The organism is Streptomyces sp. NPDC043861, assembly GCF_056435905.1.
In genome coordinates this window covers 291,307-315,212 of the sequence record NZ_JBWKDP010000002.1, presented here as the reverse complement: position 1 = coordinate 315,212, position 23,906 = coordinate 291,307, and the positions used below count along the sequence as shown (strand labels likewise).

Genomic DNA, 23,906 nt, shown 5'->3' with positions numbered 1-23,906 from the left:
GGACCTAGCCGAGCAGCGCCCGTCCGACCTGGGCGAACGCACCCTTCGGATGGTCGCGGAACAGCGGCTCCGTGCCGAACAGCACGACCGATGCCCCGCGGGCCGCCGTACCGCTGATGACCGACGCCTTGCCCGCCGCGTCCTTCGGCCCGCCCCTGCCGTCGGCGCCTGCCCGCCAATGGCCCGACACGAGCGGGCTGCCCGTGGCGTACGACTGCTCCGCCCGTACGCCCCTGCCGAGGTCCGTGAACCACTGCGGCGCATAGACGAAGGTGTGCCGAGGGGCGCCCGATGCGATCCGGCCGCCCGCATCGACCACCCGTACCACGCCGTTGGCGTCCCCGTTGCCCTGGACCGCGCGGGCCGCGAGCAGTCCGGCCGCGCTGTTGAAGGCCGCGCCTTCGGGACCCAGGGCGACCACGTTCGCGCCGCGCCGCGCCAGGAAGCCGTTCAGGGCGTTCCGGGCCGCGGGCGTCAGCTTCGTGTGGTCGAGCCCGGTCGAGACGAACAGCGCGTCCGCTTTCGACCAGTCGAAGCCCGAGTTGAGCAGGTCCGTGGACACCGGCACCACGTCGAAGCCCATCTCCCGCAGTGCGAACATCTCGCCGGCGTTGACCGCCGCCGCGACCCGGGTCCGCTCGAGCGCCGCCGTTCCCCGCTGCTTCGTCGCCCGGAAGGCCACCCCGTACCGGTCCGCCAGCGCGACAGCCCTGCCGCGCGCCGAGGCCGGTACGATCGCCGCCCTGCCGTCTGCCGACCGGCGCACCGCCACACCCTGCGCGAGCAGCGAGTTCAGCGCGGCCAGCTCCTTCGGGTCGTCCAGGCGCAGTTCGAGATCGCCATGACGCGCCACGTGACCGGTGGGTGCCGCGGTGGCCACCGGCCGGCCGGTGAACTTCAGCTCGCCGTGCGCGACCCTGTCCACGCTCGCGCCCCACAGCAGTCCGAGGCTCCAGCCCGAGATGTCGTACATCGTGGAGACATCCGCGCTGATGTCACGGCCCTTCGACAGGATCGCGTTGGCGAGTCCGCGCTTGGGCTGGTGCATGTCGACGACGTACGAGCCGGCCGGGTACGAGCGCCCGGCCAGCCGGAATCCCTTGCGTGCCCGCTGCACCCGGACGTCGTTGGCGATCAGGTGGTCGACCAGGCGCCCCGCGGCGACGGCGCTTCTCTGCCCCTTGCCCGTGGGGATGACGTACGCCCGCGGGAAGTCGGTCGTGTACACGTCCTCGGGCCCGATCCCGGGGACGCCCGGTACGGTCCGCTCCGAGACCGGCCGCTGCGCCTCGCCCGCTGCGCCCCGCCGGAACGTCTCGATCTGATCGGCGAGCACGGACGAGCGGTGGGTGTGCGTGTAGTCGAGAGCGGCGCGCATCGCGGCACCGGCGACACGTGTGTTGATCGCCGCCCGCCGGCGCAGCTCGGCGACCGGGAGTGCGTCGTAGTCCTCGTGGTTCACCGACATCGGGATCTCGATGGTGTGCGACGCGACCGCACCGTGGAAAGGCATGTACTGCGGAGTGAAGACGGGCGGCCAGTCGTCCCAGCCCTCCTTCTCGTCCCGGAAGGGGATCGTCGCAGGCCGCACACCGTCCTTCGGCTCGGTGTAGCCGAGGCCGTTGACCGCCTTCTCCATGCCCAGGGCATTGGCGTAGGCGTTCTTGAGGAAGAGGTCGTACTCGTAGTTCTCGCCGTGCGGCGGGGTCGTCGGCTCGATCAGCGTGCCGTTGACGTACCCGTGCAGATCGAGCATCACGGCAGGCTGCTTGTCGATGGCGATCTGCCGCATCGCCCGGGTCTCGGGCTGCGAGGCGGTGATGAAGTCGCGGTTGAGGTCGAAGCCGTTGGCATTGGCACGGGTCCCGGCGATGCGTCCGTCCGGGTTCGCGGTCACATTGAGATGGACACGGGTTCGACCGAGCAGGCCCGCGGTCCGCGCATCCTTCGCCTTCGCCAGCTCCTCGATGAGCTTCAGGGCGGCGTCCGTGCCCTCCCACTCATCGCCGTGGATGTTGTTGTTGATGAACACCGGCGCCTTGTAGGCCGCCCTGATGTGCCGGTCCTTGCCGGCCGCGGCCGGCCTGTTCTCGATGAGCTCGCGCATCCGCTCCTGGTCGCGGGCCTGTTTGGCGCTCTCGGGCGCGGTCACGGTGACCAGATACAGCTCGTGCCCTCCGGCGGAGCGCCCGGCGATCTCGACACTGACCCTGTCGCTCAGCTTCTGCAGGGCGTTCAGGCGCGCGGCCAGCGAGTGGTACGGGGCGAGACCCAGCTTGATCGAGCTGTCGGACGGATTGGCGGGAGGAGGGGTGAGGACGGTTTGCCGGGGATAGCCGCCGTGCCCCCGCAGAGCCGGTGCCGCGGTCCCTGCCGCCCGGGGTGCCGTCGCTCCGGTCGGCCCGCCGTACGGGCCGGTGTCCCGGCCCGCGCCTTCCCGCACCGGATGGGGGCTGTCACGTCCGGGTGCCGCGGACGCGGGCCCGGGGCCGAGGAGCAGCGCGCCGACGACGACGGAGCTCACGGTGGCGGTGAGGGCGATTCGGGGCATACCCATACGGAGGGCCTCCGGTGGTCGTGAGTGATCGGTAAGGAGGGTCTACCGGCTCAACTACGGAACGACAAGAGGGATTTGGGCGTCCCGCGGGACTGGGGAGGCTGTTGGGGCGGCCATGGGTGATTCCGCCCTCCCGATAGGGTGTGCGACATGCGTGATCTGGGGATCGGTTTCGGCTACTTGGTCAAGGGCCAGCGGTGGATCGGCCGGCACGGCCGTTGGTTCGGCATCGGGCTGCTGCCCGGGCTGATCACCCTTGTCCTGTACGCCGGTGCGCTGATCGGGCTGGGCTACGGCTCCGACGATCTGGTGGGCTGGGCGACGCCGTTCGCCGACGACTGGTCGTCGCCGTGGATCGGACTGTTCCGGGGCTTCCTCACAGCGCTGGTCTTCACCTTCGGGCTGTTCCTCGCCGTGATCACCTTCACGGCCGTGACCCTGCTGATCGGCCAGCCCTTCTACGAGTCGCTCTCCGAAGAGGTCGACCGCAGTGAGGGCGGCGATGTCCCGGAGTCGGGTCTCCCGCTCTGGCGCGAGCTGTGGATCTCTGCCCGGGACAGCCTGAAGGTCGTGCTGCGGGTGGCGCTGTTCGGGGTGCTGCTCTTCGCGCTCGGCTTCGTCCCGGTCGTCGGGCAGACGGTGGTACCCGTGATCGGATTCTGCGTCTCGGGGTTCTTCCTCGCCGAGGAACTCACGGGAGTGGCGCTGCAGCGGCGGCGGGTCGAGCTGAAGGAACGCCTGGCACTGCTGCGCTCCCGCCGCATGCTCACCCTCGGCTTCGGCGTTCCGCTCACCCTGGCCTTTCTGGTCCCGTTCGTCGCGGTCTTCCTGATGCCGGGCGCGGTGGCGGGCGCGACGCTGCTGGTACGGGACTTGACGGCGTCCGAGGACGAGCCGGAGCGGGACCCCGGGCACCGGGCCCCGTCCCAGCCCGGGCACCGGGCATCGTCTCCGTCTCCGTACAGCTTCAGCAAGGGCGAGGCCCGGTCCTGAGACGCACCGGCGAGCGGCAGCCCCGCGACCGCGAGCCCCGGTAGTGCCGGGGCCGCCGTGGCCCGCACCGCTGCGGTCGTCTGCAACCCAGTCGCCACACGGGAGACGCGCATGAATACGTCAGCATCGCCTCCTGGAGCGGAGCGGACCGACGGATCATCTGTCCGTATCGGCGCTCTCGTTCCGCTGACTCGGCCCGGCTGGGTCGAGGCGGGCCGACACCTGCTCGCTGGACTCGAGCTGGCCGTCAGCGAAGTCAATGACGCCGGCGGGATCGTCGGAAGACCACTCGAGCTGGTGGTCCGAGACACTGCGGCTGATCCGCGGAGGGCCGCGGCGGCCGTGGACGAATTGGCTCGCCTGGGCGTGGCTGCCCTGGCGGGGGAGTACCACAGCGTCGTCGCTCGCGCCGCTGCCGCCAGGGCCGACGCCCTCGGCCTGCCGTTCCTCTGCTCGTCAGCGGTTCTCGACGCGCTCACCGAACAGCCGACGGATTGGGTCGCGCGCCTCGCCCCGGCACAGTCCCGCGGCTGGCAGATCTACGCGGACTTCCTTCTCGGCGCCGGCTGCAGCCGAATCGCCGTAGCAGCCGAGCCGAGTGTCTACTGGGCATCCGGGGCCCGCATCCTGCGGGACCACCTCGCTCCACGGGGCGGCACCGTCATCGACCTCGACATGCGTGCGCTCGCCCCCACGGCCGTGTGCGACGAACTCGTCGACCATCGCGCGACAGCCCTCCTTCTCCTGGTCGGCCACCCGGAGCCGGCGGTGTCGATCGTCAAGTCCGTCCGCCGCGACCAGCGCCTCGCCGAGATCGTGATCGGTGCTCCGGCCGGGCAACCGGAGTTCGCCGAATGGGCCACGCTGCTGGGCGACGACAGCGCCGCGATCCCGTTCCTGCGCTACCTGCCCGAGCGCCTTGGCCCACTCGGTGCACGCGTCGAGACGGCCCTCCGTGAGCGGCTGGCCGAAGCGCCCTCCTTCGTTGCCTTCGAGGGCTACGACACGGTCGCCGTACTCGCCGATGTGCTGCGTTCCCACGGCGCGGACCAGGCGCGCACTGCCCCGTCCTGGCCGCGCGTCGCAGTCGAAGGGACCCGCGGGCAGATCAGGTTCTCCCGCACGCCAGGCATCAGCGTCTGGCAATGGGCCTGGCCGTCGATCCAAGTCGTTGATCGAGATCCGGCGGAACCCGATCGCTTTCGGATCCTTCACGCCGGCTGAGAGAGCAAGGTCCGACCGTCCGGATCTGTCCGAACGTGAGGCGGTCTGCATGTCGAGGTGTCCACCTGTCCATGTGTCGATACGGGCTCCCGGCTTCGCGGCGGGGGCCCGACCGCACCCGGACCGGCGAGCGGCAGCCGGCGCCGGCCCGGACAGACCCGTGACTTCGCGAAAAGCCGAAGGCTCTTCGGCGCGAACTCACGGGTCCGGCGCCGTGCGTTCAGGCCGACGCTTCCGTGGGTTCGGGCGGAACACGAGGATGCCGAGCGATCCGCAGGGCTTCGGCGGTGGCGTCGGCTTCGACGTGCTCGGGCATCACCGCCGCCCGCCGAACTGCCAGTTGTGCACCTCGATGTCGGCGTACCGGTCCGGGGTCAGGATGGCGCGTGCAGTGTCCGGGTCCGGCGCACGGACCAATGCCGCCGTGCCCAGCCAGTCGTCGCCGTTGTCGGAGAGCAGCGGCCCGTAGGCGATCAGTTCGTCCCGGTCGGGCGGCACTGCGGTGTCGGCGGCCTGCCCCGTGCCGAGGCCGAGCGCCAGGTACCGGTTGCCGCCGGTCCGGCCGCCGGCGAAGTCCCACATGGAGCGCCCCAGCGTGTTGCGCCACCGTCGCAGCAGCACATCCCGGTAGACACCGGCCTGGTAGTTCGGCTCGTCGAAGGCGAACGTGCGGGCAGCAGCGGGATCGGGCAGGTCGACGATGTGCATGCTTCCGGTGGGCGTGTCACCGTCGTCGGCGAGGGTCGGGCCCCGGGCGATCATCTCCTTCGCGTACCGGTCCATGTATGCCCAGTGCTCTTCGATCAGTCCGTGGCGCAGCGGCAGGGAGCCGGGCCGGTCGCGGTGGTAGCAGAGGAACTCCATGCCCAAGGGTCTCCTCGGGGAGGTGACCAGGTCGAGCGGGTTTCACGGAGATGACCGCTCTGCGGCCTGCTCCGGCAGAGCAGGCGCGAGGACGAACCCGGTGCCCCTGCCCGCCTGCCCGTCAGCCGTTCACCGCGATCGTCACGATGGCCCGGACCTGGGCGATGATGTCCAGCCGGTTGCGTATGAACTCGGGATCGGTGACCGTGCCCGTCGCGGGATCGGTGTTGTCCGCGCCGAACTGGAGTACGGGGGTGTGGACATGGCCACCCGGCAGCGTTCCGTGCAGACCGAGACGGTCGCGGAGCAGGGTGGCCCGGTAGGCGATCTCGTTGGAGAGGTAGTCGCCACCGCCACCCGCGCGCGCGGTGGACCCCGGGGTCGGGCCTTCGGGGCGGACCACCGGACCGGTGCCGCCCGCCGGTATCTCGGTGACCGAGGTGTTGTCGCGGACCGGGAAGCGGCCCGTGCCCGCCGCGACGATGGCCGCGTAGGGGAGGGTCGTCGACGTCCACTGCGGCTGCGTGGCCGGGCCGGAGACCGGCACGGTCTCTGTGCGGGACAGATTCTCGTTGTCCGGAAACCCGCCCCGCCAGGCGCCGTTGGTCCGCTCGATGTCGAATCTGCCCACCCGGCCCTGGCTGACGGTGGCGAAGAGATCCGCCTGCGGCAGCTGTCGGCGCAGTGTCCGCTCGACCGTCCCTGCCGCGAAGTCGCTCCAGCGGACGGGGAAGACGGCGGTCTCGATCCTGGCCAGGCCCCCGTCCGCCGTCCGTATCCAGGTGCCGTCGAGGGCGAGTGCCGTGGCCCCGCTCGGGTTGCTGATCCGTATGTCCCGGTCCAGCGTGAAGGGGTCAAAGCCGGTCACCACGATGCGCTTGAAGCCCTCGCCCTGCGGGAATTCCATGGTGTCCTGGCCCCGTGAGGTCTGCTCGAGCCTGTCGAGCAGCCGGGCCCGCCCGGCATCGGTCAGCCCGAACTCCGGCTGCCACTCGCGCAGTTCCCTGGTCATCCCGAGCCGCGCCCAGTACAGCGGCCGGTCGTCGTCACGGCTCAGATCGCCCTGTGCCCGGGCCTTTCCCTGGGCCCGGTCGACGGCCTGCCGCCACAGCCGCGAACCGTGCCGCGCGACGGTGCGGCGGGCGTCCTCATAGGAGTTCCCCGCCCGCAGGGCGCGTGCGAACTCCGTGGCCACGGCGTCGAATCCGCTGCGCCGGAGGATCTCCTGCGGCACGGAACGGTCCAGTCGCTGCTCCTCCACCGTGCCGGCGGCGGAGCCCGCGACCGGTTCCGCTGCCGACGCCGGAGCCGTACCGAGCATGGTGCACGCCACTGCCGAGACGACCAGCACCGCCGAAGTCCGTGTCCGCCGCACGTCGCATCCTTTCGCCGAAACCGTTCAACCGAAGTCGCCAGTATCGGAAAGGAGTTCGGCTGTGAACAGAGGGGCCGACGAGCCACAGGGGGTTTCAGGACGTGCCGGAACCCACGGCCGACGGCGCGCCTTCGCATTCCCCGGCGAGGAGGCGGGATCATGGAGGCTCGCCTCTTCCCGTACGGGGCCGTGTGTCCCGCGGGCCCATGGACCGCCGGGGCGGAGCAGGAGGCGCCCGCGCGGGCCCCGGGGCGGACCTGACGACCACCCCGGGGCCTTTCCCCGAGAACCAGTGCTGTGACCGGATGGGTTCACCGGCTCGCGACGTCCTGCACGGCAGTCCCCCAACTGCCGCTGGGAGGCACCCCCACGCTGCGTTGTCGGAGTGTCCGAATACGCCCCGTACGAGGACACCCCTCCGCCTGACGATGCTTCCCCTCGACCCTGGCGGGCCCGGGGAGACCCCATGCATCCGACGCCGCGCGCTGATCCACCAGGGATTACGGGACAGCCCTCAGGCGGGCGGCTTCGCGGCCGTCACATTGCGGTAGGCGATCTCCGCCAGCCGGCGCTGGCCGTCCTTGCCGGGGTGGAACCAGTCCCAGGGGCTCAACTGCCGTCCTGTGAAGCGGTAGTCGAAGACATCGCCACCGTCGTAGCGGCAGAGCGGGTCCTTCGCGCACACACTCTTCAAGGCCTGGTTGTACGCCACGACCCGGTCGTGCACCCGGGCCCGCCGCAGCCGCGCGTCCTCGCCCAGGTCGTCGGGCGCACCGAGCATCGACGGGCAGATCCCCAGCTTCCAGACCTCTTTGCCGAGCGGGCTTGTGCGTCCGCTCGACCACAGTCGCATCAGGTCCGGCACGCTGGACACATACACCTGAGCCTTGGGCGCGGTGCGCCGCAGGGCGGTCATGGCCGAGCTGAACGACTTCGTGAAGTCCTCGACCGGTGTCATCAGTTCCGGTGAGTTCCGGCAGGCGTCATTGGCGCCCACCATCACCGTCACCAGCTCGGGGCGACGGGCCGCCGCTGCCGTCATCTGGGCCGGCAGCTCCGCCATCCTGGCGCCCGTCCTGGCGTGGTTCCAGCTGCGCCCGCCCGCCGCCGTGCCCAGCAGGCGCTGGGTGAGGCTGCGCACCTCGGCGTTGGTTCCGGTGGCCCAGGACACCTCCGGACAGTCGGCGAACACCTCACAGGCGTCGAAGCCCCTGGTGATGGAGTCGCCCACGGCGGCCACCGAACCGGGGCTCCGGTCCCAGGCCGGCGTGGAGGAGGGGGAGGGCCGTGTCGCCTCGGGTCTCCCGCTGCCACTGGCACTGCGGGGCTCGGTGGGCGCTGCGTCACAGCCTGTGACCGCCGCGAGCCCGACGAACGCCGTGGCCGTCAACGCGGCGACAACGGCGCGCGGTCGAAGGACCGTTCGCCCGCTCCGCCGGTTTTCTTGCATGCTGCCCTCCCCATAGGCGTCCTGGCGGGTGAAACCTTGGTGCGTACGGCCATTCGGGCGGTTGTTACGACACACCTCGGCGCCCGGCGCACGGTAGCTTTTCCCCCGTCGAACCAGAGGTTCCCGGCCCCCCGGCCCCGGTAAATTACATCACGTCACAAGCTGTCCGTTTTGCGGAGTTTCACTCCTGATGCTGTTTACTGGGCCGCTGGGGAAGGCGATCCTCGTCCCACACTGGAGGTCCCGGTGACGACACGTGGCGTTCTGTACGTTCACTCCGCACCGCGCGCGCTGTGCCCGCACGTCGAATGGGCGGTTGCGGGCGTACTCGGTGTGCGGGTCCAGCTCGACTGGATCCGGCAGCCGGCGTCGCCGGGTACCTGGAGGGCGGAGTTCTCCTGGCAGGGTGAATCCGGCACCGCCTCCAAACTCGCGTCCGCGCTGCGCGGCTGGCAGATGCTCCGCTTCGAGGTGACCGCCGAACCCTGCGTCACGGCCGAGGGCGAGCGCTACAGCGCCACGCCCGACCTCGGTATCTTCCACGCCGTCACCGGCATCCACGGCGACATCCTGATTCCCGAGGACCGGCTGCGTGCGGCCCTCGCCCGCTCCGCGCAGGGCGAGACGGAACTCGAGGCGGAGATCGCGAAGCTCCTGGGCAAGCCCTGGGACGACGAGCTGGAGCCCTTCCGGTACGCGGGTGAGGGTGCCCCGGTCCGCTGGCTCCATCAGGTGGTTTAGACCCGGGCCCAGGGCGGGGTCCCGGGGCGGGTGGCCCCGGGTCTCCACGGGTCTGCTCTCCGGGCCTTGAGGTGTTCCGGCCTGATCCGGCGGAGGCGACGGACGGGCCGGTCCGGGATGCCCCGCGGCGACACCGGTGCGGAGTTGTCCTGTCGGCGACGATGCCCTGCCGGTGTCGCCTTCCCCGTGCGCACGGTGCTCTCTTGTGCCGCGATGCCGCGATGCCGCGATGCCCCGATGTCGCGGTGCTTCCCGAGTGCCCTGCGCTCGCGCCCGGCCGCGCCCCGCCGCGCCCGGGATCTCCCGTGCGGCGCCCGGAACGGTTCACCGGCACGTGACACGTCCTGTACGGCGCCTGGCCGTGCTGTCGGGGGCGCCTGGGTGTTTCTCCGGTGCGAGCGCGATCCTCCGCCTCGTACGACGACGATGCTTCGCCTCGCGGTCCTTCCCCCCGGCGCCCTGCGGTCCTTCCCCTCGGCCCTTGCGGGGGCCCGGCATCAAACGCCGTGAGCTGCCCGGCAACCCCTTCAGGCCGCCGCGCTAGCGCTTCCCGGCCACCCGCTCCTGCCGGTCCAGCTCCGCGAGCAGTCTGCGCAGCAGGCCACGTGCCGTGGCTATCTCCTGTGCGGGCAGCGCCGAGAAGAGAGTCCGGTGCTGCTCGGACGCGGTTGCCGTGACCTTCGCGAGGGTGTCCCGTCCGCTCGGAGTGAGCGTCAGCAGAGGTGAACCGCGGTGGTCGGGGTTGGGGGCGTACACGGCGTGGCCGAGTTCTACGAGGTCGTTGGCGACGCGCTGCACGTTCTGGCGGGTGACGCCGAGCCTGCGCGCGGCCTGCGGCACGGTGAGCGCCTCGTCGGAGACCACGCTGAGGACCTGCCAGCGGGCCTGGGTGAGCCCTTCGGCCCCTGCGGTCCGCTCGCCCAGCCGACGGAGGGCTCCGGCTGCCTCGAACACATCGGCCACCAGGAGAGCCATCTCGTCCGGCGCGGCGTCCGGTGCGGCGCCGGGCGTGGATTCGGGCACGACCCCACCTCTCTTTGACAACATGTTGTCTGTGTGTGAATGTGTTGTCATTCTAATGCATCCATGAGCCGTCCGAAGGCGGCGCATGCGAGAGGGAGTCATCATGCCCAGGGTCGATTTGTACGGGAATGTTCACAAGGGGCAGCGTGCCCGCCTCTTCGCTCTCGCCGTCGGGCTCGGTGCCACCGAACCCGCGGAACAGGGCGCCGTCGAGGAGCTCGCGGAGCGCTGTCTCGCCATGACGCAGGAGCTGCGCGAGCACGCGGACCACGAGGACGCCTTCATCCACCCGCTGCTGCGGGAGCGGGCGCCGGCGGCGGCCGAGGCGCTGGACGCCGAACACGTCCGGCTCGACACCGCGCTCGCCACGCTCGACGAACGGGCCCGGGCCCTGCCGAAGACGCCCGCGGCATCGCGTACCGACGAGCAGCACGCGCTCTACCTGGCCCTGAACGAGCTCATCGGCGCCTACCTCGCTCATCTGCACGCCGAGGAGACCGTCGCGATGCCCGCGCTGTGGGACCGCTGCGGCGATGCCGAACTCGACGCCGTGTTCAGCGCCTTCCGCTCGTCCCGCACACCGGAGGAGAGCCTCACCGATCTGCGCCGCATGCTTCCGGCGCTCCCTCCCGGTGACCGGGCCGCCATCGCCCGGGCCGCCGTCGGTGCCGTCCCCGATGCCCGGGCGGGCGGCACGCTGGCGGCCCTGTCCACCACGCTCGCACCCGACCAACGCGCCCGTCTCTACGAGGATCTGGGCGCCCCGGAGGCATGGGCGGTCCGCTGACTGCGACGGGTGGCCGTCGTGCACGGCCGGGTCCGGTGAACGCGACAGGGCCCGGCCCCAGAGGGAGCCGGACCCTGTCGTGGAAGCGGAGGGATCAGACCGTTCGGAACGCCAGCACCACGTTGTGGCCGCCGAAGCCGAACGAGTTGTTGATCGCCGCGATCGTGCCCTCGGGCAGCTCGCGCGGCTCGCCGCGCACGATGTCCGCGTCGACCGTCTCGTCGAGGTCGTCGACGTTGATCGTCGGCGGGGCGAGGCGGTTGTGCAGGGCCAGGACCGTGGCCACGGTCTCGATGCCGCCCGCGCCGCCCAGAAGGTGACCGGTCATCGACTTGGTGGCGGACACCGCGACGTGGTCCAGGTCGTCGCCGAGTACCTTCCGCAGCGCCTTGATCTCGGCGACATCACCCTGAGGAGTGGACGTCGCATGGGCGTTGAGGTGGACGACCTCGGCAGGCTTGAGGTCCGTCGAGTCGAGGAGGTTCTGCAGTGCGGCGGCAATACCGCGGCCGGTCGGCTCGGGCTGCGCGATGTGGTGGCTGTCCGCGGACAGTCCCTGGCCCAGCACCTCGCAGTAGACGCGGGCGCCACGCGCGGCGGCGTGCTCCGCGGACTCCAGGACGACCACACCCGCGCCCTCGCCGAGGACGAAGCCGTCACGGGCCTTGTCGTAGGGGCGCGAGGCCTTCTCGGGCTCGTCGTTGCTCTTGGACATCGCCATCATGTTGGCGAACGCCGCGATCGGCAGCGGGTGGATCGCCGCCTCGGTGCCGCCGGCAACCACGACGTCGGCGCGGCCGGTGCGGATCATCTCGACGGCGTAGCCGATCGCTTCGGCGCCGGACGCACAGGCGGAGACCGGAGTGTGCACGCCCGCCTGGGCGTTCACCTCCAGACCGACGTTCGCGGACGGGCTGTTGGGCATGAGCATCGGCACGGTGTGCGGGGAGACGCGGCGTACGCCCTTCTCCTTCAGCACGTCGTACTGGTCGAGCAGCGTGGTGACACCGCCGATGCCGGAGGCGATGACCGTGCCGAGGCGCTCCGGCGCGATCTTCTCGTCCTCGCCGGCCGCGGCGGAGAAGCCGGCGTCGGCCCAGGCCTCACGGGCGGCGATCAGTGCGAACTGGGCCGAGCGGTCCAGCTTGCGGGCGAGCGGTCGAGGCAGGACCTCACCCGGGTCCACCGCCACCGGGGCGGCGATACGGACGGGCAGGTCGGCGAAGCGGTCGCCCTCCAGGGGGCGGACGCCGGAGCGTCCCGCGATCAGACCTTCCCAGGTCGATGCGGAGTCGCCACCCAGCGGTGTGGTTGCGCCGATACCGGTGACGACCACGGTGCGATTGGTCGAGCTCACAGGAATTCTTTCTCCACGGTCTATGAGGTTTCGTGAATCAGCGGCGCCACCGCTGGGTGGCGTACCTGATCGGCCTGGATCAGGCCTGGTGCTTCAGGATGTAGTCGGCGGCGTCACCGACCGTCTTGAGGTTCTTGACGTCCTCGTCCGGGATCTTGACGTCGAAGCGCTCTTCGGCGGCGACGACGACCTCGACCATGGACAGCGAGTCGACGTCCAGGTCGTCGGTGAAGGACTTGTCCAGCTGGACGTCCTCCGCCGGGATACCGGCGATCTCGTTCACGATCTCCGCGAGACCGGCGACGATCTCTTCCTGAGTGGCGGCCATGTGGCGCTCCTTCGATGTGTAGCAGGGGGTTGAACTGGGCGTTGCCCGGAGGACCGGAGGACCGGAGGATCCGGGTGTTGCCTAGGGGAGGGTAACGACCGTCGCGGCGTAGACGAGTCCCGCCCCGAAGCCGATGACGAGCGCGGTGTCGCCGCTCTTCGCCTGTCCGGTCGCCAGAAGCCGCTCCATCGCGAGCGGAATCGAGGCGGCCGAGGTGTTGCCGGTGGTCTCCACATCACGGGCGACCGTGACGTGGTCCGGCAGTTTGAGAGTCTTCACCATCGAGTCGATGATCCGCATGTTCGCCTGGTGCGGAATGAAGACGTCCAGGTCGTCGGTGCTGATCCCGGCCGCGTCCAGCGCCTGCTGGGCGACCTTGGCCATCTCGAAGACGGCCCAGCGGAACACCGCCTGGCCCTCCTGTGTGATGGCGGGGAACTTGATCTCGCCGTTCGAGTCGAGCGGCAGCTGTGCGACATCGCCGATGCGGAACCGGTCCCACGGCACGGTCTGCTTGATCGTCCCGGCCTTGTCGCCCTCCGAGCCCCAGACGGTCGGGCCGATCATCGGCTCCTTGGCGGGGCCCACGACGACCGCGCCCGCCCCGTCGCCGAACAGGAAGGCCGTCGCCCGGTCCTCCAGGTCGGTGAGGTCGCTGAGCCGCTCGACGCCGATGACCAGGACGTACTCGGCGGAACCTTCCACCACCATGCCCTTGGCGAGGGTGAGGCCGTAACCGAAGCCCGCGCAGCCGGCCGAGATGTCGAAGGCCGCGGCCTTGTTCGTGCCGAGCTTGTCGGCGATCTCGGTGGCGATGGCCGGGGTCTGGCTGAAGTGCGACACGGTCGAGACGACCACGGCGCCGATCTGCTCGGCGGTGACCCCGGCGTCGGCGATCGCCTTGCCGGACGCCTCGATCGACATCGCGGCAACGGTTTCCTCGTCGCTCGCCCAGTGGCGGGTCGCGATGCCCGAGCGCGAACGGATCCACTCGTCCGAGGAGTCGATCTTCTCGAGGATCACCTCGTTGGGCACGATCCGGGTGGGCCGGTAACCGCCGACACCCATGATCCGTGCATACGGGGCGCCCTGGCTGGGCCTGATCTTCGACATGCGCTACGGCTCCTTCGTCAGACTGCGCCCGCCGCGTCAGCGGCAGATGTCTCTTCGGCGACGAGCGTGCGGGCCGCGTCGAGGTCGTCGGGGGTCTTCAGCGCGAGCGTCCTCACGCCCGGCAGGGCTCGCTTGGCCAGCCCGGTGAGCGTGCCGCCGGGGCACACCTCCAGCAGGGCGGTCACCCCGAGCTCCTTGAACGTCTCCATGCACAGGTCCCAGCGGACCGGGTTGGCGACCTGGCCGACCAGCCGGGAGACGACCTCGTCGCCCGTCGTGACGGTCCGGCCGTCCTTGTTCGAGACGTAGGGCACGGCCGGGTCCGCCACGGCCAGGGACCGGGCGGCCTCTTCGAGCTTGCCGACCGCCGGTGCCATGTGGTGCGTGTGGAAGGCGCCGGCCACCTTCAGTGCCACGACACGCCGTACGCCCTCGGGCTTGTCCGCCTCCAGCGCGGCGAGCTGCTCCATGGTGCCGGCCGCCACGATCTGGCCCGCGCCGTTGACGTTCGCCGGGGTCAGCCCCAGCTTCTCCAGGTGCGGCACCGTGATGTCGGGTTCGCCGCCGAGCAGCGCCGACATGCCGGTCTCGGTGACGGCGGCGGCCTCGGCCATCGCAAGTCCGCGCGTGCGTACGAAGCCCAGCGCCGCGGTGTCGTCGAGGACACCCGCGAACACGGCGGCCGTGATCTCACCGACGCTGTGGCCGGACACGGCACCGGGCGTCACGTCGCCGAGCGCGGACGCGGACAGCAGTCCCGCCGCCACGAGCAGCGGCTGTGCCACGGAGGTGTCGCGGATCTCGTCCGCGTCGGCCTTGGTGCCGTAGTGAACGAGATCGAGTCCGATGGCGTCGGACCAGGCCGCGATGCGGTCGGAGGCGCCGGGGAGTTCGAGCCAGGGGGTCAGGAAGCCGGGCGTCTGAGCGCCTTGGCCGGGAGCGACGAGTACGAGCACCCTCACACTCTCTCTTGTGGACGGTCCCCGCCGCCCGTGGGGACAGGGACCAAGAACGGACAGGGGAATTGTTGGTGTCCGACAAAATCCTAGAGTTGCATATCGCCGTCTACCAGACGCCCGAGGATGAGCGCGATCCGCAGGGTGAACGCGGAGCGGACATCGGAGGGTGACCAGCCGGTGACGTCAGTCACACGTCGGAGCCGGTAGCGGACGGTATTGGGGTGGACGAAGAGCATCCGCGCGGCACCTTCCAGGCTGCTCGCCTGCTCCAGGTAGACACTGAGGGTCTCCAGCAGCGCCGAGCCTGCTTCCTCCAGCGGTCTGTAGATCTCCTCCACCAGCTGCTCGCGGGCCGAAGGGTCACCGGCGATGGCACGCTCCGGAAGGAGATCGTCCGCCAGGACCGGCCGAGGGGCGTCCTGCCAGGCGGAACAGGCCTTGAGCCCGGCGGCCGCGGCCTGCGCGGAGCGGGTCGCCGCCAGCAGATCGGGCACCACCGGTCCGGCGACGACCGGTCCGGCGGCATACGGGCCGATCACTGCCTTGGCGACATGCAGCGGACTGTCGCTGCCGCCCGCGATGACGACGAGCCGGTCGCCCAGGACGCCGGTCAGCACCTGGAGCTTTGCGTGCCGGGCCGCGCGGCGGATGGCCTCCACGGTGAGCTCACTGTCCCCGTCGGGCGCAGTGCCCAGCACGACACAGACATGTTCCGGCGAGTTCCAGCCCAGCGCGGCGGCCCTGCTGACCGCGCCTTCGTCGGCCTCGCCGGACAGCACCGCGTTCACGACGAGCGATTCGAGCCGGGCATCCCAGGCGCCGCGTGCCTCGGCCGCCTGCGCGTAGACCTGCGCGGTCGCGAAGGCGATCTCACGGGCGTACACGAGCAGGGCCTCGCGCAGGATCGACTCGTCACCCGGCGCGGCGACCTCCTCGATCGCCGCCTCCATGACCTCGATGGTGGTGCGCACCATTTCCACGGTCTGGCGCAGCGTGATCGCACGGGTCAGCTCACGCGGAGCCGTGCCGAAGACATCGGTCGAGATCGCCTGGGGCGTCTCGGGGTGCCGGAACCACTCGGTGAACGCGGCGATACCGGCCTGGGCGACCAGACCGATCCACGACCGGTTCTCCGGGGGCATCGCCCGGTACCACGGCAGCGTCTCGTCCATGCGGGCGATGGCATTCGCGGCCAGCCGTCCTGAGGACTGCTCCAGGCGCTTGAGGGTCGCGGTATGCGGATGGGCGGCGTTCGCAGGCAGAGCCGGTTCGGGATGGGGCACGGGGACAAGAGTGCCTTATCAGGACGTGCGGGCGGAGTGGCGGGTCCGCGCCGGAGGTCCGGGACCGGCCACGGGCGGCCCGGGGATGGCCCTACGGTAGAGGTGTGATTTCCGTACGGCGCGCCGGAGGGCGCTACCGGGGTGGGGACGAGACCGCCGGCATCGAATCGCTGCACGCCTTCTCTTTCGGACGGTTCTACGATCCGGACAATCTGCGCTTCGGCGGGATCCTCGCCTGCAATGAGGAGCGGCTCCCGCCCGGCGCCGGCTTCGACGAGCATCCGCACAGCCACACCGAGATCGTGACGTGGGTGGTGGAGGGCGAACTGACCCACCGGGACTCGGCCGGGCACGCCTCGGTCGTACGGCCGGGGGATGTGCAGCGGCTCAGTGCGGCGGGCGGGGTGCGGCACATCGAGCGCAACGACGGCGATGCACCGCTGACGTTCGTGCAGATCTGGCTCGCGCCGAAGGACCCGGGCGGGGAGCCGTCCTACGAGATCGTGCGCGGGATCGCCGACTCGACGCCGTATGCACTGCCGCAGGCGGGAGCGATGCTGCATGTGCGCCGCCTCGCGGCGGACGAGCGGACCGCGGTCCCGGACGCGCCCTTCGTGTACGTCCATGTCGTACGGGGTGTCGTGCGACTGGCGGGTGACGATCTGGGACCGGGCGACGCGGCGCGGATCACGGCGGCGGACGGTCTTGAACTCGCCGCCGCCGCGACTGCCGAGGTGCTGATGTGGGAGCTGTCCGGCTGAGACCCGGGGCGTTCAGCGCAGCGCGCTCTTCGCCTGCCACTGGGCCCAGGACAGATTCCACTCGCCGAAGCCGTTGTTCGGCGCCACCGTGCCCTTGGTGTCCGCGCCCTTGATCTCGAACGGATCGCCCGGACGTACCTGGGCGTAGAACCACGCCGCGTCGGTCCTGCTCATCCCGACGCAGCCCGAACTGCGGTTGGCGTTCCCGAAGTAGCGGGCGTTCCAGGGGGCCGCGTGCGCGTACATCCCCGACCAGGTGAGCCGCATCGAGTAGTCGACCATCTTGTCGTAGGCATTGCCCAGGCCCACGGTCTCCGAGTTCATGTTGATCGTCCCCTCCTTGGCCATCAGCACCGCAGTGCCGCGCCAGGAGCGCTTGTCGCCGCCGGGTGTACCGCCGGAGACCGGGATCGTGCGAACGGCCCTGCCGTCCCGCTCCAGCGTGAGCCGGTGGTCGTCCAGGTCGACCCTGACGACCTGCCGTGCACCCACGGTGAAGGTGGTCGTGTAGTCGCGCACGAACCAGCCGCCCCCGCCGCCCGAGTCGATGCCGCCCAGCTCCGCTCCGAGGGTGACCCGGGTGCCCGGCTGCCAGTACGTCCTCGGCCGCCAGTCCACCCGGTCCTTGCCGGAATAGTCCTGCAGCCAGCCCCAGGACCCCACGGTGCCGTTGGACGTCGTGATCCTGAGCTGCTTCTCGACTTCGGCCTTGTTGCGGACGGGCTTGTCGAAGACGAGGGAGACCGGCTGGGCGATGCCCACGGTCGTTCCGGTGCCCGGCCGCCAGTCGACCTTGTTGACCTCGTCCGCCTCGGCGGTGGCGAAGGAGGCCCTGGCGGTGCCGGCGGTGCCGCCCTCGCCCCGGGTGGCTGCCGCGACCGTGTACGCAGTGCCGGGCAGCGCCCTGCGGTCCGAGGTCCAGCTCGCACCATCGGCCGAGACCCTGCCGGCGAGCCGGTGTCCGCCGGCATCGGTGACGGTCACCGAGGTCAGGCGGCCGCCCATCGCGGTGACCCGGACGGGCTCACCCGGTCTGGCCTGCTGCCCCTCAGGGGTGACGGAAACGGTCACGGGGCGGTCGTCGGCCGCCCCGCCCGCCTTGGCATCGGACCCGGCCGGGGCGCCGGTGGTGGACGAGCACGCAGTGAGCGGGGCCAGCAGGACCGCCGCGACGGCAAGACGCACACGTGGGTGGCTCAACAGGGACCTCCGTAGGAGACACGGACCGCAACAAGGGAGTCGACGGCGACTCTAGGTCGACAAAAGCCCAGGTGAGAGGTGCTGTGACGATATGACTGCGACTGCAGCGGAACGGTCATGGTCCGGTCACATTCGCCGCGCGGGGCGGTCATGCACGGCTGTGAGCATCCTCGGCGTCCCCGGGAGAGACGGGGCGGACGAAAGGCTCACACTGTGTCAGCGCTGCTTGTGCCGGCCGGCCGCGGCCACCACGGCAACGGCCGGGAGACCCGCCTGGCCCCCCTCACGCCCGGCGCCCACCGTGCCTTCCTGGACTCCCCGGCGGGGGCGGCGCTCGGTGCCGGATTCCTTCAGTGCCCGTCCTGGGCGCAGGTCAAGGAGGGCTGGCGCGCCCAGCTCCTCGGCTGGGGGCCGGAGCCGGAGAGCGGCAGGCTGACCGGCGCGGCGCTGGTGCTGCTGAGGCAGTTCCCCGGCACCCGCAAGTACTTCGCCTACCTCCCCGAGGGCCCCGTCGCCGACTGGGCGGACCCGGACATCGACAGCTGGCTGACGCCGCTGCTCGACCATCTGCGAGCAGCGGGCGCCTTCGCCGTGCGCATCGGCCCCTCGCCCGCGTACCGCCGCTGGAACGCCGCCCGCCTCAAGTCGCTCACCGGCACCGGGCGGCGCCTCACCGACGTCCTCGCCAGCGAGGTCGACCCGCTCGGCACGGCGGTCACCGAGCGGCTGCGGGCCCGCGGCTGGCGCAGATGCGGCGGCGACGGGACCGGGGACGACGGGGACGCACAGCCCCGGTACGTCTTCCATGTGCCGCTCGCCGGCCGCACACCCGAGGACCTGTGGTCAGGCCTCAACCAGGAGTGGCGGCGCAACGTCCGCCGTGCCCGGAAGTCGGGCGTCGAGGTCGTCGTCGGCAGTGCTGCCGAACTCCCCGAGTTCTACCGCCTGCTCCGGATCACCGAGGAGCGCGACGGCTTCAGGCTCGGCCGCTCGCTCGCGTACTACGAGCGCCAGTACGCGGCACTCAACGCCGAGCAGCCCGGCCGTATGAAGCTTTACCTCGCCCGCCACGAGGGCGAGATCCTGGCCGCCCACACGATGATCGCGGTGGGCCGCCGGGTCTGGTACCAGACCGGCGCCTCCGCCGACCACCGCCGCGAGGTCCGCCCCTCCAACGCCCTGCAGTGGCGGATGCTGCGCGATGCCCACGCGCTCGGGGCCGACATGTACGACATGCGCGGGGTACCCTCCACACTCGACCCCGACGAACGTGCGTACGGACTGCTGCGCTGGAAGCTCGGCACCGGCGGCCACGTCGTCGAGACCCTGGGGGAATGGGAGAGACCCTTGGCAGGCACTGCCAACCACGCGCTGTACCGCGCCTTCCAGGCGTACCTGGCCCGCCGGTGAGCGCGGCGCCGCACAGTACGGCCACCGTCGGGGCCCCGGGCGACGGCGAGGACCGGGCGGACGACGGTGCACCGTCCGTGGCACGCAGCGGTGCCGTCATGGCGGCGGGGTCGATCGTCTCCCGCGCCACCGGGTTCGTACGCTCCTCCGTGGTCGCCGCGGCGCTCGGTGCCGGCATGGCCGCCGACGGGTACGGCGTCGGCAACTCCATACCCACGATCGTCTACATGCTGCTTCTCGGTGGCGCACTGAACGCCGTCTTCGTACCCGAACTGGTCAAGGCCGCCAAGGAACACCAGGACGGCGGCGCCGCCTACACCGACCGGCTGCTCACCGTCTGCGTGGCCGCCCTGCTGGCGATCACCACGGTCGCGGTCTGGGCTGCGCCCGCCATCGTCGGCGCCTACACCGACTACACGGGCGGGCAGGCCACCATGACGGTCGCCCTCGCACGCTACTGCCTGCCGCAGATCTTCTTCCTCGGGCTGTTCACGCTGCTCGGGCAGGTGCTCAACGCACGGGGCAGATTCGGCGCGATGATGTGGACGCCCGTCCTCAACAACGTCGTCGTCATCGCGGTCTTCGGCCTCTATCTGGCAACGTTCGCCACGGGCGACGCCGACACGCTCAGCGCAACCGAGACCACGCTGCTCGGCTGGGGCACCACCGCCGGTATCGCCGTCCAGGCCCTCGCCCTGCTCCCCTCGCTGCGCGCGGCACGCTTCCGCTGGCGGCCCCGCTTCGACTGGCGCGGCAGCGGGCTCACCCGGCCGCTGCGGTCGGCAGGCTGGCTGGTGCTGCTCGTCCTCAGCAACCAGTTCGCGTTCTGGGTCACCACCCGGCTCGCGACCGCGGCGGGCGGACATGCGAAGACCGGCGGCATCGACGGCGGCGCCGGGTTCAGCGCGTACCAGAACGCCTATGTGCTGTGGGCCGTACCGCACGGCATCGTGACGGTCTCCCTGCTCACCGCACTGATGCCGCGTATGAGCGCCGCCGCGGCGGACGGCGACACGGCAGGGCTGCGGCGGGACGTCTCGTACGCTCTGCGCAGCAGCGCCGCCGCCGTCGTGCCCGCCGCCTGCATGCTCCTCGCGCTGGCAGGACCGGTGATGGCCCTCGTCTACGGCCACGGCAGGACCGACGCCGATGCCACCGTGGTGATGGCGGGCACCCTGATGGCCTTCGCGCCCGGACTCATCGCCTTCTCCGGCCAGTACGTCCTCTCCCGCAGCTTCTACGCGCTCTCCGACACCCGCACCCCCTTCCTGCTCAATCTGGTGATCGTGGGTCTCAACGCGGGCCTTTCGGTGGCCGCCTACCTGCTGCTCCCGGCCCGCTGGGCCGTGACGGGAATGGCGGGTGCCTACTCGGTCGCGCTGTGCGTGGGATGGCTGGTGACGGGCCATGTGCTCGGCCGTCGGCTCGAGGCGCCCCGCCCCTGGCGCTCGGGGGCCGTCGCCGGCCACGCCCGGCTGCTGCTCGCCGCCGTGCCCGCCACCGCACTCGGCCATCTCGCGGGCCGGGAGGCCGCCCCGCTGGGCGCCGTGGTGGCGACCGCGGCCGGTGCGTCGGTGATCGTGCTGACCTTCGCCCTGCAGGCCCGCCCGCTGCGGCTCACCGAACTGACCGCCCTGCTCTCCGGCGCCCGTCGGCGTCTGGCCCGGCGCTGACATCCCCTGGGAGACCGACCATGCCCCGAGTGCTCCTCATCGAGGACGACCTCTCCGTGCGCGAAGGGGTCGAACTCGGCCTGCGCCGACGGGGCCACGACGTGCGCTCCGCCGCCACCGGTGAGGCGGGGCTGGCCGCGCTCGAAGGGTTCAGGCCCGATCTCGTGCTGCTGGACCTGATGCTCCCCGGGATGAACGGCGTCCAGGTCTGCCGGAGGATCCGCGAGAGCAGCCAGTTGCCGATCATCATGCTCACGGCACGCGGCGACGACTTCGACGTCGTGATCGGACTGGAGGCGGGCGCGGACGACTACATCGTCAAACCGGCCCGCACCGCGGTGATCGAGGCCCGTATACGGGCGGTGCTGCGCCGCATCGAGGAACCCGGCTCCGGCAGGCCCGCCATCGAGACACACGGCGAACTGGCCATCGACCGGAACGGACTCACGGTCACCAAATCGGGCCGGCCACTCACCCTGGCCCCCTCCGAGCTGAGGCTGCTGCTCCATCTCTCGGCCGCACCGGAGCAGGTGTTCAGCCGCCAGCAGTTGCTGGAGCACGTGTGGGAGCACAGCTACCACGCCGACGCCCGCCTGGTCGACGCGTGCGTCAGACGCCTGCGTAACAAGATCGAGGACGAGGCGGGCCGCCCCCGCTACATTCAGACCCTGCGGGGCTTCGGCTACCGCTTCGGACCGCTGTGAGCGGCCACCGCAGTCACCGCCGCATCGCCGCGTTCGGACTGCGCACCCGTCTGCTCCTCGCGTTCCTGCTCGTCGCCTTCGTCAGCGCAGGCACCACCGCCGCCCTGACCTACCGGGAGGCGCGCAACGCCGTCCTCGAGACCTCCCAGGACACGGCGGTGTCGTCGTTCCGCGACCAGGTCCAGCTGCTCGCCACCGCACTGCCCGTCGAGCGCAATGCGCTGCAGGAAGTGCTGCGCGACATCGCCCGCAAGGGCAAGCCGCACCCCTGGGTCGTGTTCGCCGAGTACGGCTCGATGCGTGTCTCCTCCGGCACCAGTCCCACGTCGACCGTGATCACCCCGGAACTGCGTCGCGCCGCCACGGCCAGTCCGAACGGCAGTTTCGAGCGAGTGGTCAAGAACGGCGCCCCGTACCTGACCATCGCCATGCCCACCGTCTTCAAGGTCGGTCCCGATGGCTTGCTGCCCTCCGGGCTCGTCATCTACGCCGTCATGCCGATGGCCGACGAACAGACCAACGTCGACGCCCTCGTCACGGCAGCACGCGACGGCGCCCTGCCCGGTCTCGCCGTCGCCCTGGTGCCCGCGCTGCTCGCCGCACGCAGTGTGCTGCGTCCCGTCCGCGAACTGCGGGAGGCCGCCCGCAGCATGGGCAGCGGCCGGCTCGACACCAGGATCAGGGTCAGGGGCAGCGACGAACTCGCCGATCTGGCCCGTACGTTCAACGAATCGGCGGGCGAGCTCGAACGGTCCGTGGACGAGCTCCAGCAGGCCGAGGCGCGCGCCCGCCGCTTCGCCTCCGACGTCTCGCACGAACTGCGCACTCCGCTCGCCGGGATGCTCGCCGTCACCGAGGTCCTCGACGAGGACGCGGAGCGTCTGGACCCCGACACGGCAAAGGCCGTCCGGCTGATCAGCGCCGAGACGGGGAAGCTCGCCGTGCTCGTCGAGGACCTCATGGAGATCTCCCGCTTCGACGCCCGGGCGGCCGAGCTGAACACCGACGAGGTCGACGCGGCCGAGACCATCCGCAAGACCCTGCAGCACAGGCACTGGACCGACCAGGTCCGCACCGAGCTGCCCGACGGCATCCGGGTCCGGCTCGATCCGCGGCGCTTCGACCTCGTCGTCGCCAACCTCGTGGGCAACGCACTGCGGCACGGCGCCGCGCCCGTGACCGTACGGCTGCGCACCGAGGCGCGCGCCGACGGCCCGCCCGTGCTGGTCACCGAGGTCGCCGACCGCGGCCCGGGCATCCGCCCCGAGGTGCTTCCCCATATCTTCGACCGCTTCTACAAGGCCGACGCCGCCCGTGCCCGCTCGGCGGGCAGCGGCCTCGGACTGGCGATCACCCAGGAGAACGTCCGGCTGCACGGCGGCACCGTGCGCGCCGCCGACGCGCCCGGTGGCGGTGCGGTCTTCACCGTCGAGATACCGCTCGGCACGGGGGAGGACACGGCATGAGGCACGTCCGGTCAGCCGCCCTGATGGCCTCGGCCGCCCTGCTGCTCGGGGGCTGCGGCATCCAGGAGACCGACGTCATCGAAGCAGGCGGGCCCGCCACGATCGCGGTCTTCCCCTCCCGGGGGGAGCGGATGCTGCTCTTCTTCCCTTCCCCGGACGGTGTGCTGAGACCTGTGGCCCGCCCCACGCAGCCGCCGGCGGAGGGATTCCTCAGCGGCGGATCCGGCAGCGGTGGATTCGCCAGCGAATCCACCGCCACGCCCCAGAGCAGCGAGCCACCGGGGGGATCGACCGAGAGGACGCTCGTGGCACTGTTCGGCGGCCCGGTCAAGGAGGAACGTGCCGCCGGACTCACCAGCGCGCTGCCCCCGCTCCCGTCCGGCACCATCGCGACGGCACACGCACGGGTCGGCTCCCCGGCCGTTCCGGTGGTCGAGGTCGACCTGCCGGTCGATCCCGGCGGGCTCGACGACACCGCGCGACGGCAGCTGATCTGTACGGTCGCCCATGCCGAGGACGCCACCGGGAGGGTCAGGGTGAGCCTGAAGGGGCGGGGCACGACGCTGTCACCGGCCGTGTGCTCGGTCGACGCCCGCGTGGAACCGCTGCCGACGCGCACGGCCGACGGATCGTGATCC

Annotated in this window: 21 protein-coding genes; 10 read left to right on the top strand and 11 right to left on the bottom strand. The window is 71.2% G+C overall.

All coding sequences use genetic code 11. From position 1 onward, the window contains the following. Positions 1–4 precede the first annotated feature (4 nt). A complete protein-coding gene (locus AC068D_RS05955) occupies positions 5–2,557 on the bottom strand; it encodes a M14 family zinc carboxypeptidase (RefSeq protein WP_478821725.1) in 2,553 nt (850 codons plus the stop codon). A gap of 150 nt (positions 2,558–2,707) precedes the next feature. Between AC068D_RS05955 and AC068D_RS05950 the strand changes: the two genes are divergently transcribed. Together AC068D_RS05950 and AC068D_RS05945 are read left to right on the top strand one after the other, a co-directional pair. After that, positions 2,708–3,550, top strand: coding sequence for an EI24 domain-containing protein (locus AC068D_RS05950; RefSeq protein ID WP_478821724.1), 843 nt, complete (start codon positions 2,708–2,710; stop codon positions 3,548–3,550). Positions 3,551–3,661: 111 nt separating this feature from the next. Further along, complete coding sequence (locus AC068D_RS05945; protein WP_478821723.1) at positions 3,662–4,774, top strand: ABC transporter substrate-binding protein; 1,113 nt, start codon at positions 3,662–3,664, stop codon at positions 4,772–4,774. A 315-nt stretch (positions 4,775–5,089) separates the two neighbouring features. On the opposite strand, the gene AC068D_RS05940 is transcribed toward AC068D_RS05945, so the two are convergent. The 3 genes from AC068D_RS05940 to AC068D_RS05930 form a co-directional block, all read right to left on the bottom strand. Then, positions 5,090–5,638 (bottom strand): YciI family protein, encoded by a 549-nt coding sequence (locus AC068D_RS05940; protein WP_478821722.1) that lies wholly within the window; start codon positions 5,636–5,638, stop codon positions 5,090–5,092. A gap of 121 nt (positions 5,639–5,759) precedes the next feature. Beyond that, a complete protein-coding gene (locus AC068D_RS05935; RefSeq protein WP_478822024.1) occupies positions 5,760–6,959 on the bottom strand; it encodes a pyroglutamyl-peptidase I in 1,200 nt (399 codons plus the stop codon). A gap of 568 nt (positions 6,960–7,527) precedes the next feature. Beyond that, positions 7,528–8,463: an SGNH/GDSL hydrolase family protein gene (locus tag AC068D_RS05930; RefSeq protein WP_478821721.1), complete on the bottom strand. Its 936-nt coding sequence runs from the start codon at positions 8,461–8,463 to the stop codon at positions 7,528–7,530. Between the two features lie 246 nt (positions 8,464–8,709). On the opposite strand from AC068D_RS05930, the gene AC068D_RS05925 reads away from it, so the two are divergent. Then, positions 8,710–9,204 carry a DUF3145 domain-containing protein gene (locus AC068D_RS05925; protein WP_478821720.1) on the top strand — a complete coding sequence of 165 codons (495 nt, stop codon included), beginning with the start codon at positions 8,710–8,712 and terminating at the stop codon, positions 9,202–9,204. A gap of 540 nt (positions 9,205–9,744) precedes the next feature. On the opposite strand, the gene AC068D_RS05920 is transcribed toward AC068D_RS05925, so the two are convergent. Further along, positions 9,745–10,227, bottom strand: a complete 483-nt coding sequence (locus tag AC068D_RS05920) for a MarR family winged helix-turn-helix transcriptional regulator (protein ID WP_478821719.1) — start codon at positions 10,225–10,227, stop codon at positions 9,745–9,747. Positions 10,228–10,330: 103 nt separating this feature from the next. Here AC068D_RS05920 and AC068D_RS05915 point away from each other — a divergent pair, with 103 nt between their 5' ends. Next, positions 10,331–11,014: a hemerythrin domain-containing protein gene (locus tag AC068D_RS05915; protein ID WP_478821718.1), complete on the top strand. Its 684-nt coding sequence runs from the start codon at positions 10,331–10,333 to the stop codon at positions 11,012–11,014. A gap of 94 nt (positions 11,015–11,108) precedes the next feature. On the opposite strand, the gene fabF is transcribed toward AC068D_RS05915, so the two are convergent. The 5 genes from fabF to AC068D_RS05890 all read right to left on the bottom strand — a co-directional run bounded on the left by fabF (position 11,109) and on the right by AC068D_RS05890 (position 16,054). Further along, entirely contained in the window at positions 11,109–12,371 is a 1,263-nt protein-coding gene (fabF, locus tag AC068D_RS05910; RefSeq protein ID WP_478821717.1) for a beta-ketoacyl-ACP synthase II, read from the bottom strand. A gap of 79 nt (positions 12,372–12,450) precedes the next feature. Next, complete coding sequence (locus tag AC068D_RS05905) at positions 12,451–12,699, bottom strand: acyl carrier protein (RefSeq protein WP_478821716.1); 249 nt, start codon at positions 12,697–12,699, stop codon at positions 12,451–12,453. An 81-nt stretch (positions 12,700–12,780) separates the two neighbouring features. Beyond that, positions 12,781–13,812, bottom strand: a complete 1,032-nt coding sequence (locus tag AC068D_RS05900; protein WP_478821715.1) for a beta-ketoacyl-ACP synthase 3 — start codon at positions 13,810–13,812, stop codon at positions 12,781–12,783. 17 nt (positions 13,813–13,829) lie between these two features. Then, positions 13,830–14,768: an ACP S-malonyltransferase gene (locus AC068D_RS05895; RefSeq protein WP_478822023.1), complete on the bottom strand. Its 939-nt coding sequence runs from the start codon at positions 14,766–14,768 to the stop codon at positions 13,830–13,832. A gap of 89 nt (positions 14,769–14,857) precedes the next feature. Next, complete coding sequence (locus AC068D_RS05890; RefSeq protein ID WP_478821714.1) at positions 14,858–16,054, bottom strand: PucR family transcriptional regulator; 1,197 nt, start codon at positions 16,052–16,054, stop codon at positions 14,858–14,860. A gap of 104 nt (positions 16,055–16,158) precedes the next feature. On the opposite strand from AC068D_RS05890, the gene AC068D_RS05885 reads away from it, so the two are divergent. After that, positions 16,159–16,815: a pirin family protein gene (locus AC068D_RS05885; RefSeq protein ID WP_478821713.1), complete on the top strand. Its 657-nt coding sequence runs from the start codon at positions 16,159–16,161 to the stop codon at positions 16,813–16,815. Positions 16,816–16,827: 12 nt separating this feature from the next. Here the strand turns inward: AC068D_RS05885 and AC068D_RS05880 are convergent, their stop codons facing one another. Continuing rightward, positions 16,828–18,015, bottom strand: a complete 1,188-nt coding sequence (locus tag AC068D_RS05880; protein ID WP_478821712.1) for a L,D-transpeptidase family protein — start codon at positions 18,013–18,015, stop codon at positions 16,828–16,830. A gap of 213 nt (positions 18,016–18,228) precedes the next feature. On the opposite strand from AC068D_RS05880, the gene AC068D_RS05875 reads away from it, so the two are divergent. The 5 genes from AC068D_RS05875 to AC068D_RS05855 all read left to right on the top strand — a co-directional run bounded on the left by AC068D_RS05875 (position 18,229) and on the right by AC068D_RS05855 (position 23,903). Further along, positions 18,229–19,425, top strand: a complete 1,197-nt coding sequence (locus AC068D_RS05875; protein WP_478821711.1) for a lipid II:glycine glycyltransferase FemX — start codon at positions 18,229–18,231, stop codon at positions 19,423–19,425. A gap of 98 nt (positions 19,426–19,523) precedes the next feature. After that, positions 19,524–21,098, top strand: a complete 1,575-nt coding sequence (gene murJ, locus AC068D_RS05870) for a murein biosynthesis integral membrane protein MurJ (protein WP_478822022.1) — start codon at positions 19,524–19,526, stop codon at positions 21,096–21,098. A gap of 20 nt (positions 21,099–21,118) precedes the next feature. Further along, positions 21,119–21,802, top strand: coding sequence for a response regulator (locus AC068D_RS05865; protein WP_478821710.1), 684 nt, complete (start codon positions 21,119–21,121; stop codon positions 21,800–21,802). Then, the gene (locus tag AC068D_RS05860) at positions 21,799–23,268 is read left to right on the top strand and encodes an ATP-binding protein (RefSeq protein WP_478821709.1); all 1,470 of its coding nucleotides are present in this window, start codon (positions 21,799–21,801) and stop codon (positions 23,266–23,268) included. The genes AC068D_RS05865 and AC068D_RS05860 overlap by 4 nt, the downstream gene beginning before the upstream one ends. After that, entirely contained in the window at positions 23,265–23,903 is a 639-nt protein-coding gene (locus AC068D_RS05855; RefSeq protein WP_478821708.1) for a hypothetical protein, read from the top strand. Before AC068D_RS05860 ends, AC068D_RS05855 begins: the two co-directional genes overlap by 4 nt. The last annotated feature ends 3 nt before the right edge of the window (positions 23,904–23,906 follow it).